This is a genomic window from Neobacillus drentensis NBRC 102427 (genome assembly GCF_001591445.1).
GTDB lineage: Bacteria > Bacillota > Bacilli > Bacillales > Cytobacillaceae > Neobacillus > Neobacillus drentensis.
The window spans coordinates 13,775-29,956 of the sequence record NZ_BCUX01000041.1; the positions used below are offsets into that span (position 1 = coordinate 13,775).

A 16,182-nucleotide genomic window follows, 5' to 3' on the forward strand; every position below is an offset into this window, starting at 1 on the left:
CATTCATCATATAATAGAGTTAAGTATAGATTCTGAAAATTAATTATTTTCTAGAAGTTAATAGAAGGGAGCATTTGTATGAATGGGTTATTATGGGTCAACTTGATTGCATTTCTCGTTGTAACCGCTTACGCAATCAGTATGTTTGTCTATGTGGTGAAAACGCGGATTGAATTTATTAAACTCGGGAAAAAGGTCGAGTTTGATAACAATGTCAAAGAGCGTCTTCAAAAAATTTGGGTCAATGTGTTTGGCCAAAAGAAACTGCTCAAGGATAAAAAAAGCGGGGCCATGCATGTCATGTTCTTCTACGGCTTTATCCTCGTCCAATTTGGCGCAATTGATTTTATCATCAAAGGAATTAAACCGGGGGCACACTTGCCGCTTGGACCACTGTATGCAGGGTTCACGTTTTTCCAAGAGCTTGTCACACTGATGATCTTAGTGGCGGTTATCTGGGCTTTTTATCGCCGCTATGTAGAAAAATTAGTCCGTCTGAAGCGGAATTTTAAATCTGGTCTTGTCCTGATTTTTATCGGCGGGTTAATGCTTTCAGTCCTGCTTGGCAACGGAATGTCGCTGATCTGGCATGGGGAAGAAACAGCCTGGACTGAACCGATTGCTTCGGTCATTTCGTTGATTTTTTCAGGAATTGGTGAAACGGCCTCGATTGTCATTTTCTACATCGCTTGGTGGGCGCACCTTTTATTCCTGTTAACGTTCTTAGTGTACGTACCGCAGTCCAAGCATGCTCACTTGATTGCCGGACCAGCGAATGTTTATTTTAACCGCTTAGAAAAAGCAGGGAAATTGACAAAGGTCGATTTTGAGGATGAATCCCAAGAAACGTTTGGGGTTGGAAAAATAGAAGACTTCACACAGCATCAAATGATTGATTTTTATGCCTGCGTGGAATGCGGCCGCTGTACTAATATGTGTCCGGCAACGGGAACAGGTAAAATGCTGTCGCCAATGGACTTAATCGTGAAACTTCGTGACCACTTAACAAACCACGGCGCTGTGGTAACCTCGAAACAGCCGTGGGTGCCAACGATTGCGTTTGCGAATACGAAGGGGAATCAACTGGCGCTAGCGTCTGCAGGACAAGGTGCACAGGAATCCGCTGCTGCTTTAGCATACAGCCCAAGCTTGATTGGCGACGTCATTACTGAAGAAGAAATTTGGGCCTGTACTACGTGCCGAAATTGCGAAGATCAATGCCCGGTTATGAATGAACATGTCGATAAAATTATCGATCTGCGACGTTATTTAGTATTAACCGAAGGGAAATTGGACGCCGATGCACAGCGGGCGATGACCAATATCGAACGCCAAGGTAATCCATGGGGCTTGAACCGAAAAGAACGTGAAACTTGGCGCGAGGCTCGCGAGGATGTTCATGTTCCAACCGTGAAGGAAATGAACAAGGCTGGCGAAGAATTTGAATACCTCTTCTGGGTGGGCGCGATGGGCTCCTACGATAACCGCAGCCAGAAGATTGCCTTATCATTTGCGAAGCTACTGAACGAAGCAGGAGTGAAGTTTGCGATTCTTGGCAACAAAGAGAAGAACTCCGGAGATACACCGCGCCGTCTCGGTAATGAATTCTTGTTCCAGGACTTGGCGGTGAAAAATATCGAGGAATTTGAAAAGGCTGAGGTCAAGAAAATCGTCACGATTGACCCGCATGCCTATAATATTTTCAAAAATGAATACCCTGATTTCGGCTTGAAGGATATCGAGGTGTTCCATCATACCGAGGTTCTTTATGAACTGGTTCGTGATGGCAAGCTTGTGCCAAAAAATAAGGTCGATGAAACGATTACCTTCCACGATTCCTGTTACTTAGGCCGTTACAATGATGTCTATGATGCACCGCGTGAGATTCTTAAGTCGATTCCAGGCGTGAAGCTGATAGAAATGGAGCGAAACAGAGAGAAAGCGATGTGCTGTGGCGCAGGCGGCGGCTTGATGTGGATGGAGGAAGAAACCGGCCACCGCATTAACGTAGCGAGAACGGAGCAGGCGCTTGCTGTCAATCCATCGGTGATCAGTTCCGGCTGTCCGTACTGCTTAACGATGCTGTCAGATGGCACGAAGGCAAAAGAGGTAGAAGAGAAAGTTTCTACCTACGATGTGGCAGAATTACTTGAAAAAGCAGTTTGTGGTGAAGTGGCTTAGTTTTTAATTAGGAGAAGAAGTTGATTTTTTTTACGTATTCATAAAATTTTAAAAATTTTGTGTAAAATATTTCAACTTCTGCTCATTTTTATGTAGAATAGAATATATAGGATAACGCTTACATTTACTAAGAAAAGCGCAAGCGCCCTGTTCAGCGGCATATGGCCTGGAGCTGGACAAAAAAAGCAGGTGCCTGCGTTTCTTTTTTGGTTTCTGCCCGAGCGAGCGTTCAGTCGTCGTCATTTTTTTTACCATAGTTTAACTGAAAATTATGAAAAGGGAGAGTGCTTTGAATGGGGAGAACAGTTATTTTAAGTGGAGTTAGAACACCTTTTGGAAAATTAGGAGGGGCATTAAGCAGCCTTACCGCTTCGCAACTAGGAGGAATTGCTGTCAAAGAAGCGTTGGTTCGTGCAGAAGTGAAGCCTGAAGATGTTCAGGAAGTCATCCTGGGAACGGTTTTACAAGGGGGACAGGGACAGATACCATCGCGTCAAGCGTCTCAACATGCCGGTCTGCCATGGGAAGTGAAAACAGAAACAATTAATAAGGTTTGTGCGTCCGGAATGCGCAGTGTCACCTTGGCTGACCAAATCATTCGCGCTGGCGATGAGGAAGTAATTGTCGCAGGCGGAATGGAATCGATGAGCAATGCACCATATCTGCTTCCAAAAGCACGCTGGGGTTTCCGAATGGGCGATGCGCAGGTCAAAGATTTAATGATTCATGACGGTTTGACTTGCAGCTTTACCGGCGCTCACATGGGCACTTACGGCAACGTATCGGCTGCCGATATGGAAATTAGCCGCGGGGCACAGGACGAGTGGGCATTGCGAAGCCACAAGCTTGCTGTTGCCGCAATCGAGAGCGGAAAATTTGCTGAAGAAATCGTTGCAGTTGAGGTGCCGCAGATCAGAGGTGCTTCTGTTGTTGTCGAGCATGACGAATCACCGCGGAAGGATACGTCCCTTGAACGTCTGTCTAAATTAGCCCCAGTATTTAATTCGACAGGGACGATTACAGCCGGGAATGCTCCAGGGGTTAATGACGGTGCAGCAGCCCTCGTGTTAATGAGTGAGGAGCGCGCCCATCAAGAAGGTCGTGTTGCTGAAGCGGTGATTGTTGGCCATGCGGCAGTCGCAGTGGAAGCGAAGGATTTCCCGAAAACACCTGGACTCGTTATTAATGAGCTGTTACGAAAAACAGGAAAAAGCTTGGCGGAAGTGGACTTATTTGAAATCAATGAAGCTTTTGCTGCAGTGGCATTAGTGAGCGGAAAAATTGCCGGACTGGACCCAGAAAAGATCAATGTTAATGGTGGTGCGGTTGCCTTAGGTCATCCGATAGGGGCCAGCGGGGCACGCATTATCCTTACATTAATGCACGAGTTAAAGCGTCGCGGCGGCGGCATTGGGATTGCAGCGATCTGCAGCGGCGGCGGTCAGGGAGATGCTGTGATGATAGAGGTTCCACGCGGATAATTAATAGTTTTCAAGCTTAAAAGATAAGGTAAAAAATATAAAAAAATCTAGGTCGGACTCGTTCCGACCTTGCTACGGAGGGAAAAAAATGAAGATTTCAAAGCTTATGGTCATCGGTGCCGGACAAATGGGCTCCGGGATTGCTCAAGTATGTGCCCAGGCCGGATACAAGGTCATCTTAAATGATTTAAAGCCCGAATTTGTGGAACGCGGCTTTGCTGGAATCAATAAACTACTAACACGGAACGTCGACAAAGGACGCCTCACCGAAGAACAAAAACAAGACATTCTCGGTAACATCACCATTTCCACCGACCTAAAGGATGCCAGTGACGTCGACCTCGTCATCGAAGCAGCCGTTGAAAATATGAACATTAAAACAAACATCTTTGCCCAACTCGATGAAATTACCCCAGCCCATACGATTCTAGCGAGCAATACCTCATCACTGCCTATCACCGAAATTGCGGCGGCAACCAAGCGTCCGGAAAAAGTCATCGGCATGCATTTCATGAATCCTGTCCCAGTCATGAAGCTCGTCGAAATTATCCGCGGTCTTGCGACGGCTGACGAAGTGTACCAAGTCATTGAAGATATGACAAAAACCTTAAGCAAGGTACCCGTTGAAGTCAACGACTTCCCAGGTTTTGTCTCGAACCGGATTCTGATGCCAATGATCAACGAAGCGATATACACTCTATATGAGGGTGTGGCGACGAAGGAAGCGATTGACGAAGTGATGAAGCTCGGCATGAACCACCCAATGGGGCCGTTAACCTTGGCAGATTTTATCGGCTTAGATACTTGTCTTTATATTATGGAAACGCTTCACCGAGGATTTGGAGACGACAAATACCGTCCGTGCCCGCTTCTCCGCAAATATGTAAAAGCAGGCTGGCTCGGTAAGAAAACAGGACGCGGATTTTATACATACCAATAAACCTAGCTTCTTCGAAAAAGGGGTCGTGAAGATGATGAGTACCACGATATTACATTCCTCCAAAGGGGAGACCACCATGAATCTGACATTCACCGAAGAGCAAGAAATGATGCGAAAAATGGTCCGCGATTTTGCCAACAACGAAATTGCGCCATTTATTGAAAATATGGAAAGAGGAGAATTCCCGCGCGAAATCCTCCGGAAAATGGGCGAACTTGGCCTGATGGGGATTCCCGTACCGGAAAAATACGGCGGGTCTGCAATGGATTTCACCTCCTATATTATTGCCATTAATGAGCTATCCAAAGTTAGTGCGACGGTTGGAGTGATTTTGTCTGTCCATACCTCGGTCTGCACGAATCCGATTGTCTATTTTGGCACTGAAGAACAGAAAAACAAGTATGTGCCAAAGCTTGCGTCAGGGGAGTACCTCGGGGCATTTTGCTTAACCGAGCCGAGCTCCGGTTCAGATGCAGCCAGCTTAAAGTCACGTGCGGTTAAGAAGGGCGATCATTACGTCATCAACGGCTCGAAGGTATTCATCACGAACGGCGGCGAGGCCGATGTTTATATTGTTTTTGCGAAAACAAATCCGGAACTGGGCAGCAAGGGGATTTCTGCGTTTATTGTTGAAAAAAATACCCCGGGCTTTATCGTCGGTAAGGACGAGAAGAAAATGGGTCTGCATGGTTCGAGAACCGTTCAGCTCACCTTCGAAGATATGCACGTTCCAGCAGAGAACCTGCTCGGTGCGGAAGGCGAAGGTTTTAAAATCGCAATGGCAAACCTTGATGTCGGCCGCATTGGAATCGCGACCCAGGCACTCGGGATTGCCGAGGCCGCACTGTCCGCCGCAACCACGTATGCGATGGACCGTCAGCAATTTGGCAAACCTATCGCCCGAAAGCAAGGAATTGGCTTTAAGCTTGCCGACATGGCGACCAGTGTGGAAGCCGCGAGACTATTAGTCTATCGTGCAGCCTACCTTCGAACCCATGGCCTGAAATGTACTTTGGAGGCATCAATGGCGAAATTGTTCGCGGCCAAAACAGCAGTCGAGGTTACAACCGAAGCGATTCAAGTCTTTGGCGGCTACGGTTACACCGAAGATTATCCCGTCGAGCGCTATTTCCGCGATGCAAAAATAACTGAAATTTATGAAGGTACGAGTGAAATTCAACGAATCGTGATTAGTAAGCATTTATAAAGAAAAGTGGAAGCGCTCGCATAGTGGCGTATGGACTGGAGCTAGACAGCCATCTAAGTTCAAAACTTAATTTTTTAATATACTTTCATTCAAATAGGGGGACTTGAAATGAACTTTAAATTATCTGAAGAGCATGAAATGATTCGAAAAATGGTACGTGATTTTGCACGCAATGAAGTTGCACCGACCGCAGCCGAGCGGGATGAGGAAGAGCGTTTTGACCGCGAGATTTTTGACAAAATGGCGGAGCTTGGCTTAACAGGAATTCCGTGGCCGGAAGAGTACGGCGGAATTGGCAGTGATTTTCTTGCTTACTGTATTGCTGTTGAGGAACTGTCCCGTGTGGACGCATCGACAGGTGTGATGCTGTCAGCCCATACTTCACTGGCGGGCTGGCCAATTTATAAATTCGGAAATGAAGAGCAAAAGCAAACCTACTTGCGCCCTTTAGCAGAAGGAACGAAAATCGGCGCCTACGGCTTAACAGAGCCCGGCAGCGGTTCCGATGCAGGCGGGATGAGAACAACTGCCCGTTTAGAAGGGGATCACTATGTCCTAAATGGTTCAAAAATATTCATAACAAATGGCGGTGTGGCTGACATTTATGTCGTGTTTGCGTTAACAGATCCAACAAGTAAACAAAAAGGAACGACCGCTTTTATCGTCGAGAGCGACTTCCCGGGCTTTTCGGTTGGAAAAAAAGAAAAGAAACTCGGCATTCGTTCCTCACCAACCACAGAAATTATTTTTGAAGATTGCAAGGTTCCCGTTGCGAACCGACTCGGCGAAGAAGGTGAAGGCTTTAAAGTTGCGATGATGACCCTTGACGGCGGCCGTAACGGCATCGCTGCTCAAGCCGTCGGAATTGCCCAAGGTGCGCTTGACGCGGCTGCGGATTATGCGAAGGAACGCCATCAATTTGGCAAACCAATTGTAGCCAATCAAGGTATTGGCTTTAAGCTTGCCGATATGGCAACAGGGATTGAGGCGGCCAGATTATTAACCTATCAAGCGGCATGGCTGGAGTCACAAGGTCTGCCGTACGGCAAAGAGTCGGCGATGTCGAAATTGTTTGCCGGCGATACGGCGATGAAGGTGACAACCGAAGCGGTTCAAGTCTTTGGCGGTTACGGCTATACGAAGGATTATCCAGTCGAGCGCTTTATGCGCGATGCAAAAATCACGCAAATCTACGAGGGCACGCAAGAAATTCAACGTCTTGTTATCTCACGGATGATCACGAAATAAGGCGGTTAGAGGATGATGAAAAAACGGGAAGTACTGGCTTCTGTAAAGGATGAACGCCTGGTTCAGAAAAGGCGTGATCAGATGATCAAAGGGGCGGTCACCCTTTTTAAGGAAAAGGGATTCCACCGGACAACGACAAGGGAAATCGCTAAAGCGGCCGGTTTTAGCATCGGGACCCTTTACGAATATATCCGCTCTAAGGAAGACGTCCTTTACCTCGTCTGTGACAGTATCTACGATCATGTTCGCGAACGCCTCGAGGAGGACCTTGAGCAGAATATCGGCACCCTTTCAAGTCTGAAACTAGGGGTGGGGCATTATTTCCGTGTCGTGGATGAGATGCAGGATGAAGTGCTTGTCATGTATCAGGAGGCTAAATCACTGACAAAGGATGCCCTTCCCTATGTTTTAAAAAAGGAATTCGAAATGGCGGCGATGTTTGAGAGCCTGATTGTCCGCTGTGTGGAAAATGGCGAGCTGCAGCTATCAGAAAAACAGATTGAATTGATTTCCCATAACATTATTGTTAAGGGACAAATGTGGGCCTTTCGGCGCTGGGCATTGCAAAAATTATATACACTGGATGAATATATTGAACTGCAAACCGAGCAATTGTTTCACGGCATTCAATCGTCGGGCCACGCAAAGTGCGAACCGTGAATGGAGTTCGAGTTCAATTTTATAAAAAGGGGGAGAACGATGGGGAATTATCAGCCTAAACATCATATTCGCTTTGTCACAGCTTCAAGTTTGTTTGACGGGCATGATGCTTCGATCAATATTATGAGGCGGATTCTGCAGGCGAGCGGGGCGGAGGTTATTCACCTTGGTCATAATCGCTCGGTCGAGGAGGTTGTCAACGCGGCGATTCAGGAGGACGTCCAAGGGATTGCGATTTCTTCGTATCAAGGCGGTCATGTTGAGTACTTTAAATATATGTATGATTTGCTAAAAGAAAAAGGTGCGCCGAACATCCGCATTTTTGGCGGCGGCGGCGGCGTCATCATCCCGCGGGAAATTGATGAGCTCCATGAGTACGGGATTTCGTGGATTTTCTCACCTGAGGATGGCCGCAGGCTGGGGCTGCAAGGGATGATTGACCGGATGATGGAGGAGTGCGATTTTGCGACGGTGCCGCCGGATGTGGCGGAGCAAATGGAGAAGCTGCCGTCGGGTGATGTCAATGCAGTCGCGAAGTTGATTACTTTGGCTGAGCTTCATGTCGATAAACGGAACGAGGCAGCGGCCACGGTTGAGCAGGTACTCGACCAAGTGAAATCACTGGAGAAGAGGATTCCGGTCATTGGAATTACAGGAACAGGCGGTGCCGGGAAAAGTTCATTAACGGATGAATTGATCCGCCGTTTTATTAACGAATTGCCCGATAAAAAAGTGGCGATTCTGTCGGTCGACCCGACGAAGCAAAAGACGGGCGGTGCCTTGCTCGGGGACCGGATTCGCATGAATGCAATTTTTTCACCGAATGTGTACATGCGCTCTCTGGCGACTCGGCATTCGAAAAGTGAATTATCGCTGGCAATCAGTGATGCAGTTGCCGTCACGAAAGCCGCTGGTTTTGACCTCGTGATTGTTGAGACAAGCGGGATTGGCCAGGGCGATGCGGAAATCACTGAGATTTGTGATGTGTCCTTGTATGTAATGACGAGTGAATTTGGGGCGCCGTCACAGCTTGAAAAGATTGATATGATTGATTTTGCCGACTTGATTGTCATCAATAAGTTTGAGCGTAAGGGCTCAGAGGATGCGAAGCGTCAGGTGCAAAAGCAGTACCAACGCAGTCATATGCTGTTTGAAAAAGAGATTGAAGAGATGCCGGTCTATGGGACAATTGCGAGCCAGTTTAATGACCCGGGCACGAATGCGTTATTTGCGGCACTTGTTGAAAAAGTAAATGATAAAATGGGCACGAGCTTGGTGACTTCTTTTAGTAAAAATACCCTGGTTGAAAAGCAGAACGTGATTATTCCAACGGACCGCCGTTATTATTTACGGGAGATATCCGACACGGTGCGCAGTTATCATAAGAAGGCGGAAGAACAGGCGGATATTGCCCGGAAATTATTCCAGTTAGAAGGGGCGATTGAAGCAGTTAAGGAGCAGCCGGAAGTGATTGCTGCTTTAGAAGCGGTCAAGCAAGAAGCCGAAGCACGACTGACACCTGAATCACGGAAGATTCTCGATGGGTGGTCTAAAACACGAGAAGCGTATTCGGGTGACAAGTTCGTGACAAGAATCCGTGATAAAGAGATTATCACGGTACTACGATCGAAAAGTTTATCTGGCCTTGATATTCCGAAAGTGGTGCTGCCAAAGTATAAGGATTACGGGGAAATTCTCCGCTGGGTCTACCAGGAAAATGTGCCAGGTTCGTTCCCGTATACGGCAGGGGTATTCCCGTTTAAGCGTGAGGGTGAAGATCCGAAACGGCAGTTTGCCGGGGAGGGGACACCTGAGAGGACGAACCGCCGCTTCCATTATTTATCGAAGGATGATTCCGCGAAACGGTTAAGTACGGCGTTTGACTCGGTAACATTGTACGGGGCAGATCCCGATTACCGCCCCGATATTTTCGGGAAAGTCGGCGAAAGCGGCGTTAACGTTTGTACGTTGGATGATATGAAAAAGCTATATGACGGCTTTGACCTCTGCCATCCGTCAACATCCGTTTCAATGACGATTAATGGACCGGCTCCAATTATTTTAGCGATGTTTATGAATACGGCGATTGACCAGCAGGTGCAACAGAAGGAAGCGGAGCTTGGCCGTATGTTAACGGTTGAGGAATTTGCTGAAGTTCGCGCTTATACGTTACGGACGGTGCGCGGTACGGTCCAAGCCGATATTTTAAAAGAAGATCAAGGTCAAAATACATGTATTTTTTCAACCGAATTTGCTTTAAGGATGATGGGCGATATTCAGCAATATTTCATTGACCATCAAGTGCGCAATTACTATTCCGTATCGATCAGCGGTTATCATATTGCCGAAGCAGGCGCGAATCCAATTTCGCAGCTGGCGTTTACATTGTCGAATGGCTTTACGTTTGTAGAGTATTATTTAAGCCGCGGGATGAACATTGATGATTTTGCGCCGAACCTGTCGTTCTTCTTCTCGAATGGCTTGGATCCTGAATATACGGTCATCGGTCGTGTTGCACGAAGGATTTGGGCAACGGTGATGCGCAATAAATATGGTGCCAATGAGCGCAGCCAAAAATTGAAGTATCATGTTCAGACGTCGGGCCGTTCGCTCCATGCTCAGGAAATTGATTTTAATGATATCCGGACGACACTGCAGGCGTTGATGGCCCTGCAAGATAACTGTAATTCACTCCATACAAATGCCTATGATGAAGCAATTACGACGCCAACCGAAGAATCAGTCCGTCGGGCGATGGCGATTCAGATGATTATTACCAAAGAGCATGGCTTATCAAAAAATGAAAATCCGCTCCAAGGTTCGTTTATTGTCGAGGAGTTAACAGACTTGGTTGAGGAAGCAGTTTTACAAGAGTTTGAGCGTCTGAATGATCGCGGCGGTGTGCTTGGTTCGATGGAAACGCAGTACCAGCGCGGTAAAATTCAAGATGAATCGATGTATTATGAAATGAAAAAGCATACCGGTGAATTACCGATTATTGGCGTGAATACGTATTTGAACCCGAATCCTCCGTCCGCGGAAGATGTCAATAATATGGAGATTGCTCGTGCATCCTACGAAGAGAAGGAATTGCAAATTCATAATTTACAGGCCTTCCAAGAAAGTCATGCAGCAGCTTCCGGAGAAGCATTGAATCGCTTGAAAGCGGCAGCTGTTAACAATGGCAATGTTTTTGGAGAATTAATGGAAACTGTAAAGGTCGCCAGCCTCGGACAAATAACGAGGGCACTCTATGAAGTGGGCGGACAATACAGACGGAATATGTAAAATACGGTGTCAGGCACCATGTGAATATTTCACATGGTGCCTGACACCAATTTTTGTAATAAATCTTTTTTTATGAGATATTAAATTTTGCGTGAATCTTATATAATGATTTAGCGTACATATTACGAGGGATTTGGGCAGGTGAGCAAATGAAGTTAACTCATATTTTGTTGGTTTTAATTGTTTGTGCCTGGCCATTAAATTATCTCTATCAACGTCAGTTAGGTGCAATCTCGTTCCTGCTGCTAGCAATCTTTTTTCTAGTGATATCTATTAAGGAGATGAAAAAGCTGAAGCAGGCCGAGAAAAATGATAGTAAAAAGACTCATCCGCAAAAATTCAAGTGAAACAACGGATAGCACTAGCATAAACCGGAAGAATTTGTTTATAATGAAGAATATGTATTTTTACAGGTAAAGCAAGCAGCCGCATACACTGGCGCTGGAGCTGGACAATTCTCACGTTTATATTAATTCAACGGTTTTGATCTGTCCGTTAATCACTCATTTAAGAGTGTTAAATAGAGAAAGGAAGTGCCCAAATTGAGTTTAGCACAATACTCAAAAGAGGAATTACAAGAGTTTTCCCTCATGGAAATGGCTTTTGAATTTTTGAAAAATAGTAAACAACCGATTGCCTTTGGTGATTTAATAAAGGAAATTAAGAAGGCAGCTGGGATTTCTGAGCAAGAGATTAAATCGAGACTTGCACAGTTTTATACCGACATCAATGTAGATGGCCGTTTCCTTTCATTAGGAAGCAATCGCTGGGGACTACGTGTTTGGTATCCAGTCGATACAGCTGAGGAAGAAGTTGTCACAGTTGTGAAGCCTAAGAAGAAAAAGGCGAAGAAGGTTGTCGATGAAGAAGATCTTGAAGACTTCGATGAAGTGGATGAGATTGAGGATGACTTTGATGACTTTGACGATGAGGATGATCTGCTGGACGATGAAGAGGATCTCGACATCGACGAAGTGGATGAGTTTGACGATGACGATGATGATGACGTCATTGAGGATGAGCTTGAAATTGAGTTAGATGAAGAAGATGAGGATCTCGATGAGGACCTTGAAGAAGAAGAAGTGTTTGATGATGAGAAAGAAGTAGAAAAAGACTAATCGACTTGACTTTTTTATTGTGCCCTTGTAGAATCTTTTTTGGGCTCCTTAAAAAGGACGATACGTTATTTACTTACAATACGCTCCCTACCAAAAGTAGGCGGGCGTTTTTTATTGTTCAAAATTTTATTCGAGCGTAAGGAAAATATTTTTTTACAAAAACCCTTAAACCAACTGAATAATGTACAAACTGTATAAGAGGGGGAAATATTTATGACAAAATATATTTTTGTAACTGGTGGTGTCGTTTCATCACTGGGAAAAGGAATTACCGCAGCATCGTTAGGACGCTTATTGAAAAATCGGGGCGTGAGTGTGACCATTCAAAAATTTGACCCATACATTAACGTCGACCCGGGAACAATGAGTCCTTACCAGCACGGTGAAGTATACGTTACAGGTGATGGCGCTGAAACAGATTTGGACTTAGGCCACTATGAGCGTTTCATCGACATCAACTTAAACAAGTACTCCAACGTAACCACTGGAAAAATTTATTCGACGGTGTTACGTAAAGAGCGCCGCGGCGATTATTTAGGTGCAACTGTACAGGTTATTCCACATATCACCAATGAAATTAAAGAGCGCTGCTTCCGCGCCGGGAAAGAAACGAATGCCGATGTCGTGATTACGGAAATCGGCGGAACGGTTGGCGATATTGAATCCCTGCCATTCCTTGAAGCGATTCGCCAAATCAAGAGTGATATCGGTTCTGAAAACGTGATGTACATTCACTGTACGCTGATTCCATATATTAAAGCAGCGGGTGAAATGAAGACCAAGCCGACCCAGCACAGTGTAAAAGAGCTGCGCAGCCTTGGGATTCAGCCAAATATTATTGTGGTTCGTACCGAAATGCCGGTATCCCAGGACATGAAGGATAAAATTGCCTTGTTCTGTGACATTGATGCAAAAGCGGTTATTGAATGTATGGATGCGGATACGCTTTATTCAATTCCACTTGCGCTTCAAGAGCAAAATATGGATCAAATTGTCTGTGATCATTTGAAATTGGTGACGAAGAAAGCGGATATGACCGAGTGGAAAGCACTGGTTGACCGCGTGATTAACCTTTCTAGCAAGACACGCATTGGTCTAGTCGGAAAATACGTAGAACTTCAAGATGCCTATATTTCTGTGGTTGAGGCGCTGAAACATGCCGGCTATGCATTTGATGCGGATGTTGAAATCAAATGGATCAATTCGGAAGAGGTTACTCGTGAAAATGTAGCGGAGCTTCTGAATGATGTTGACGGAATCCTTGTCCCAGGTGGCTTCGGTGACCGCGGAATTGAAGGGAAAATTGAAGCAACCCGCTATGCTCGTGAGCAAAAGAAGCCGTTCTTTGGTATTTGTTTAGGAATGCAGCTGGCAACGATTGAATTTGCCCGCAATGTGCTTGGATTAAAAGGGGCGCATTCCGCTGAGTTTGACGCGGACACCACTTATCCAATTATTGATTTGCTGCCTGAGCAGAAGGATGTGGAGGATTTGGGCGGTACGCTGCGTTTAGGTCTTTATCCAGCCCGTCTGGTAGAGGGTACGAAGGCGTTTGAAGCGTATCAGGATGAAGTGGTTTATGAGCGTCATCGTCATCGCTATGAGTTTAACAATCACTTCCGCCAAGAAATGGAAGAAGCCGGGTTTATTTTCTCCGGAACAAGTCCAGACGGCCGTTTAGTGGAGATTGTCGAGCTAGCCGATCACCCGTGGTTCGTGGCATCACAGTTCCACCCGGAATTTGTCTCAAGACCAACGCGCCCGCAGCCATTGTTCCGTGACTTTATTAAAGCATCTTTACAAAAATAAGTTCGTGTGCAGGACCAGTTTAATTGGCTGGTCCTGTTTTTTTATCCTAAAAAATAATCCAGGGCAATAAAAAAACAGGGCACGTCACCCTGTTTTACTCTTCATATTCAGCTAAAATCTCCTCAATGGTAAATTTCAAGCCGTAATAAACAAATAACGCCGCCATCGACGACGGGTATCCATAGCGATTTCCTTCATCATCCGGAAGCAAGCCTTTCGTCAACCGCAAATCAATCACAACCTCTGCTAATTCAAGCAACTCCTCACCCTCTGGAACCGAGGTAGTCACCGCCACAAACGGAATCGCCTTTTCCTGAAGTTGCCTCGCCACCTCAAGCGCAGTCTCATCCGTGGAATAACGGGTGAATATCAGCACGCGGTCAGCCTCCGTTAATTCCTTAGTCCCGTTGAAAATCTTTACATCCTTAAATGGTTCTGCACCTTCCAAGGCTTCATACTCGACCGCCTTCATTTCCTTTGTGGCAAAAATATATATCGGCCCTTGAGCAAGCAAGCGAGCCCCATCCTCAAAGGCATATTCTTCTTTTTCCTCAATCCGCTTCAACAGGCCGGTTACCTGAGTCGTAAACATTTTTAACATAAAAACCCTCCTCTACAACTTCTTATTATAAGCATTTTTTCGATATTGCAAAAATAAAAGAAAAATATCAAAATATCTGCAGGAGAATGTCGCTTCCATCGGGAAATATAACAAGTGATAGATAGTTGGATAAAAATTTAGCAATAATAAACAAGGAAGAGGTGGAGTTATGAAAGAAAAGATTTTAATCGTTGACGATCAGTTCGGCATTCGAATTTTATTAAATGAGGTATTTCAAAAAGAGGGGTATCAGACTTTCCAGGCTGCCAATGGCATTCAGGCACTTGAAATTGTCACCAAACATGACCCTGACCTTGTCCTATTGGATATGAAAATACCCGGAATGGACGGAATTGAAATTTTAAAACGAATGAAGGTAATTGATCCGGACATCCGTGTCATTATTATGACAGCGTACGGCGAGTTAGATATGATCCAAGAAGCAAAAGACCTAGGCGCGATTACTCATTTTGCCAAGCCGTTTGACATTGATGATATTCGGGCAGCCGTTCGAAAACACATCCCTCAAAAGATGAATTAACGTTATTTTTTTATAAAAAACATAAGAACTGTGAAAATAGATAATTGGGCGCGCTTTCATTATGACAGTTTATAAAACTGTGGTTTATTAATGGCATTTCGAATCTCGGTTTGATATGATACATATGAACTTTTTACTGGCGGCTTATCTTTTTCAAGTGATACATAATCCGTAAAATTGAGGGAAAACCTTAATATGGAAGGCCTTTTTTTGAAAAGATAGCGACCTAAACTAAGGAGGAAGAGAAATGCCATTAGTTTCAATGAAAGAGATGCTCATCAAAGCAAAAGCAGAGGGCTATGCGGTTGGGCAATTCAACTTAAATAACCTGGAGTTTACACAAGCAATTCTTCAAGCTGCCCAAGCTGAAAACTCACCAGTGATCCTTGGAGTATCTGAAGGTGCTGCCCGTTATATGTCCGGCTTCAAAACCGTTGTAAAAATGGTTGAAGGCTTAATGGAAGACTTGAAAGTTACTGTTCCAGTAGCAATTCACCTTGACCATGGTTCAAGCTTTGAAAAGTGTAAAGAAGCGATTGATGCAGGTTTCACATCTGTTATGATCGATGCTTCACACCACTCATTTGAAGAAAATATCGAAATTACTTCTAAAGTAGTTGAGTATGCTCATTCAAAAGGTGTTTCTGTTGAAGCAGAATTAGGAACTGTTGGCGGCCAAGAAGACGATGTTGTCGCTGAAGGCGTCATTTACGCAGATCCAAAAGAATGTGAAGAACTTGTAAAACGCACAGGTATTGACTGCCTTGCACCTGCGTTAGGTTCTGTTCACGGTCCTTACAAAGGCGAACCAAACCTTGGTTTCAAGGAAATGGAGGAAATCGGCAACATTACTGGTCTTCCATTAGTCCTTCACGGTGGAACTGGAATCCCAACAAAGGATATCCAAAAATCTGTTTCACTTGGAACAGCGAAAATCAATGTTAACACAGAAAACCAAATCACATCTGCAAAAGCTGTTCGTGAAGCTTTAGCTGCAAAGCCAGAAGAATATGATCCACGTAAATATTTAGGACCTGCTCGCGAAGCAATCAAAGAGACCGTTATTGGTAAAATCCGCGAATTCGGTTCTGCAGGCAAAGCTTAAAAT

At 45.2% G+C, this 16,182-nt stretch carries 13 protein-coding genes; 12 read left to right on the forward strand and 1 reads right to left on the reverse strand.

Annotated elements, in window-relative coordinates; all coding sequences use genetic code 11:
- The first annotated feature begins 78 nt into the window (after positions 1-78).
- The 10 genes from BDR01S_RS18005 (at position 79) to pyrG (ending at position 13,932) form a co-directional block, all read left to right on the forward strand.
- A complete protein-coding gene (locus tag BDR01S_RS18005; RefSeq protein WP_066248738.1) occupies positions 79-2,181 on the forward strand; it encodes a 4Fe-4S dicluster domain-containing protein in 2,103 nt (700 codons plus the stop codon).
- Positions 2,182-2,474: 293 nt separating this feature from the next.
- Positions 2,475-3,662, forward strand: a complete 1,188-nt coding sequence (locus tag BDR01S_RS18010) for an acetyl-CoA C-acetyltransferase (protein WP_066248736.1) — start codon at positions 2,475-2,477, stop codon at positions 3,660-3,662.
- Positions 3,663-3,750: 88 nt separating this feature from the next.
- Complete coding sequence (locus tag BDR01S_RS18015; RefSeq protein WP_066248733.1) at positions 3,751-4,602, forward strand: 3-hydroxybutyryl-CoA dehydrogenase; 852 nt, start codon at positions 3,751-3,753, stop codon at positions 4,600-4,602.
- A gap of 76 nt (positions 4,603-4,678) precedes the next feature.
- Complete coding sequence (locus BDR01S_RS18020) at positions 4,679-5,809, forward strand: acyl-CoA dehydrogenase (protein ID WP_066248730.1); 1,131 nt, start codon at positions 4,679-4,681, stop codon at positions 5,807-5,809.
- Positions 5,810-5,917: 108 nt separating this feature from the next.
- The gene (locus BDR01S_RS18025; protein WP_066248728.1) at positions 5,918-7,057 is read left to right on the forward strand and encodes an acyl-CoA dehydrogenase; all 1,140 of its coding nucleotides are present in this window, start codon (positions 5,918-5,920) and stop codon (positions 7,055-7,057) included.
- Positions 7,058-7,072: 15 nt separating this feature from the next.
- Complete coding sequence (locus BDR01S_RS18030) at positions 7,073-7,717, forward strand: TetR/AcrR family transcriptional regulator (RefSeq protein WP_066259519.1); 645 nt, start codon at positions 7,073-7,075, stop codon at positions 7,715-7,717.
- Between the two features lie 39 nt (positions 7,718-7,756).
- Positions 7,757-11,005, forward strand: a complete 3,249-nt coding sequence (icmF, locus tag BDR01S_RS18035; protein ID WP_066248725.1) for a fused isobutyryl-CoA mutase/GTPase IcmF — start codon at positions 7,757-7,759, stop codon at positions 11,003-11,005.
- 149 nt (positions 11,006-11,154) lie between these two features.
- Positions 11,155-11,352: a hypothetical protein gene (locus BDR01S_RS18040; RefSeq protein ID WP_066248721.1), complete on the forward strand. Its 198-nt coding sequence runs from the start codon at positions 11,155-11,157 to the stop codon at positions 11,350-11,352.
- 195 nt (positions 11,353-11,547) lie between these two features.
- A complete protein-coding gene (gene rpoE / locus BDR01S_RS18045; RefSeq protein WP_066248719.1) occupies positions 11,548-12,123 on the forward strand; it encodes a DNA-directed RNA polymerase subunit delta in 576 nt (191 codons plus the stop codon).
- A 213-nt stretch (positions 12,124-12,336) separates the two neighbouring features.
- The gene (pyrG, locus tag BDR01S_RS18050) at positions 12,337-13,932 is read left to right on the forward strand and encodes a CTP synthase (protein WP_066248717.1); all 1,596 of its coding nucleotides are present in this window, start codon (positions 12,337-12,339) and stop codon (positions 13,930-13,932) included.
- Positions 13,933-14,026: 94 nt separating this feature from the next.
- Here the strand turns inward: pyrG and BDR01S_RS18055 are convergent, their stop codons facing one another.
- On the reverse strand, positions 14,027-14,533 hold the full coding sequence (locus tag BDR01S_RS18055) for a DUF2529 family protein (protein WP_066248712.1): 507 nt from the start codon (positions 14,531-14,533) through the stop codon (positions 14,027-14,029).
- 169 nt (positions 14,534-14,702) lie between these two features.
- On the opposite strand from BDR01S_RS18055, the gene BDR01S_RS18060 reads away from it, so the two are divergent.
- Together BDR01S_RS18060 and BDR01S_RS18065 are read left to right on the forward strand one after the other, a co-directional pair.
- Positions 14,703-15,074, forward strand: a complete 372-nt coding sequence (locus BDR01S_RS18060; protein WP_066248710.1) for a response regulator — start codon at positions 14,703-14,705, stop codon at positions 15,072-15,074.
- 247 nt (positions 15,075-15,321) lie between these two features.
- Positions 15,322-16,179 (forward strand): class II fructose-bisphosphate aldolase, encoded by an 858-nt coding sequence (locus BDR01S_RS18065; protein WP_066248707.1) that lies wholly within the window; start codon positions 15,322-15,324, stop codon positions 16,177-16,179.
- Positions 16,180-16,182 lie beyond the last annotated feature (3 nt).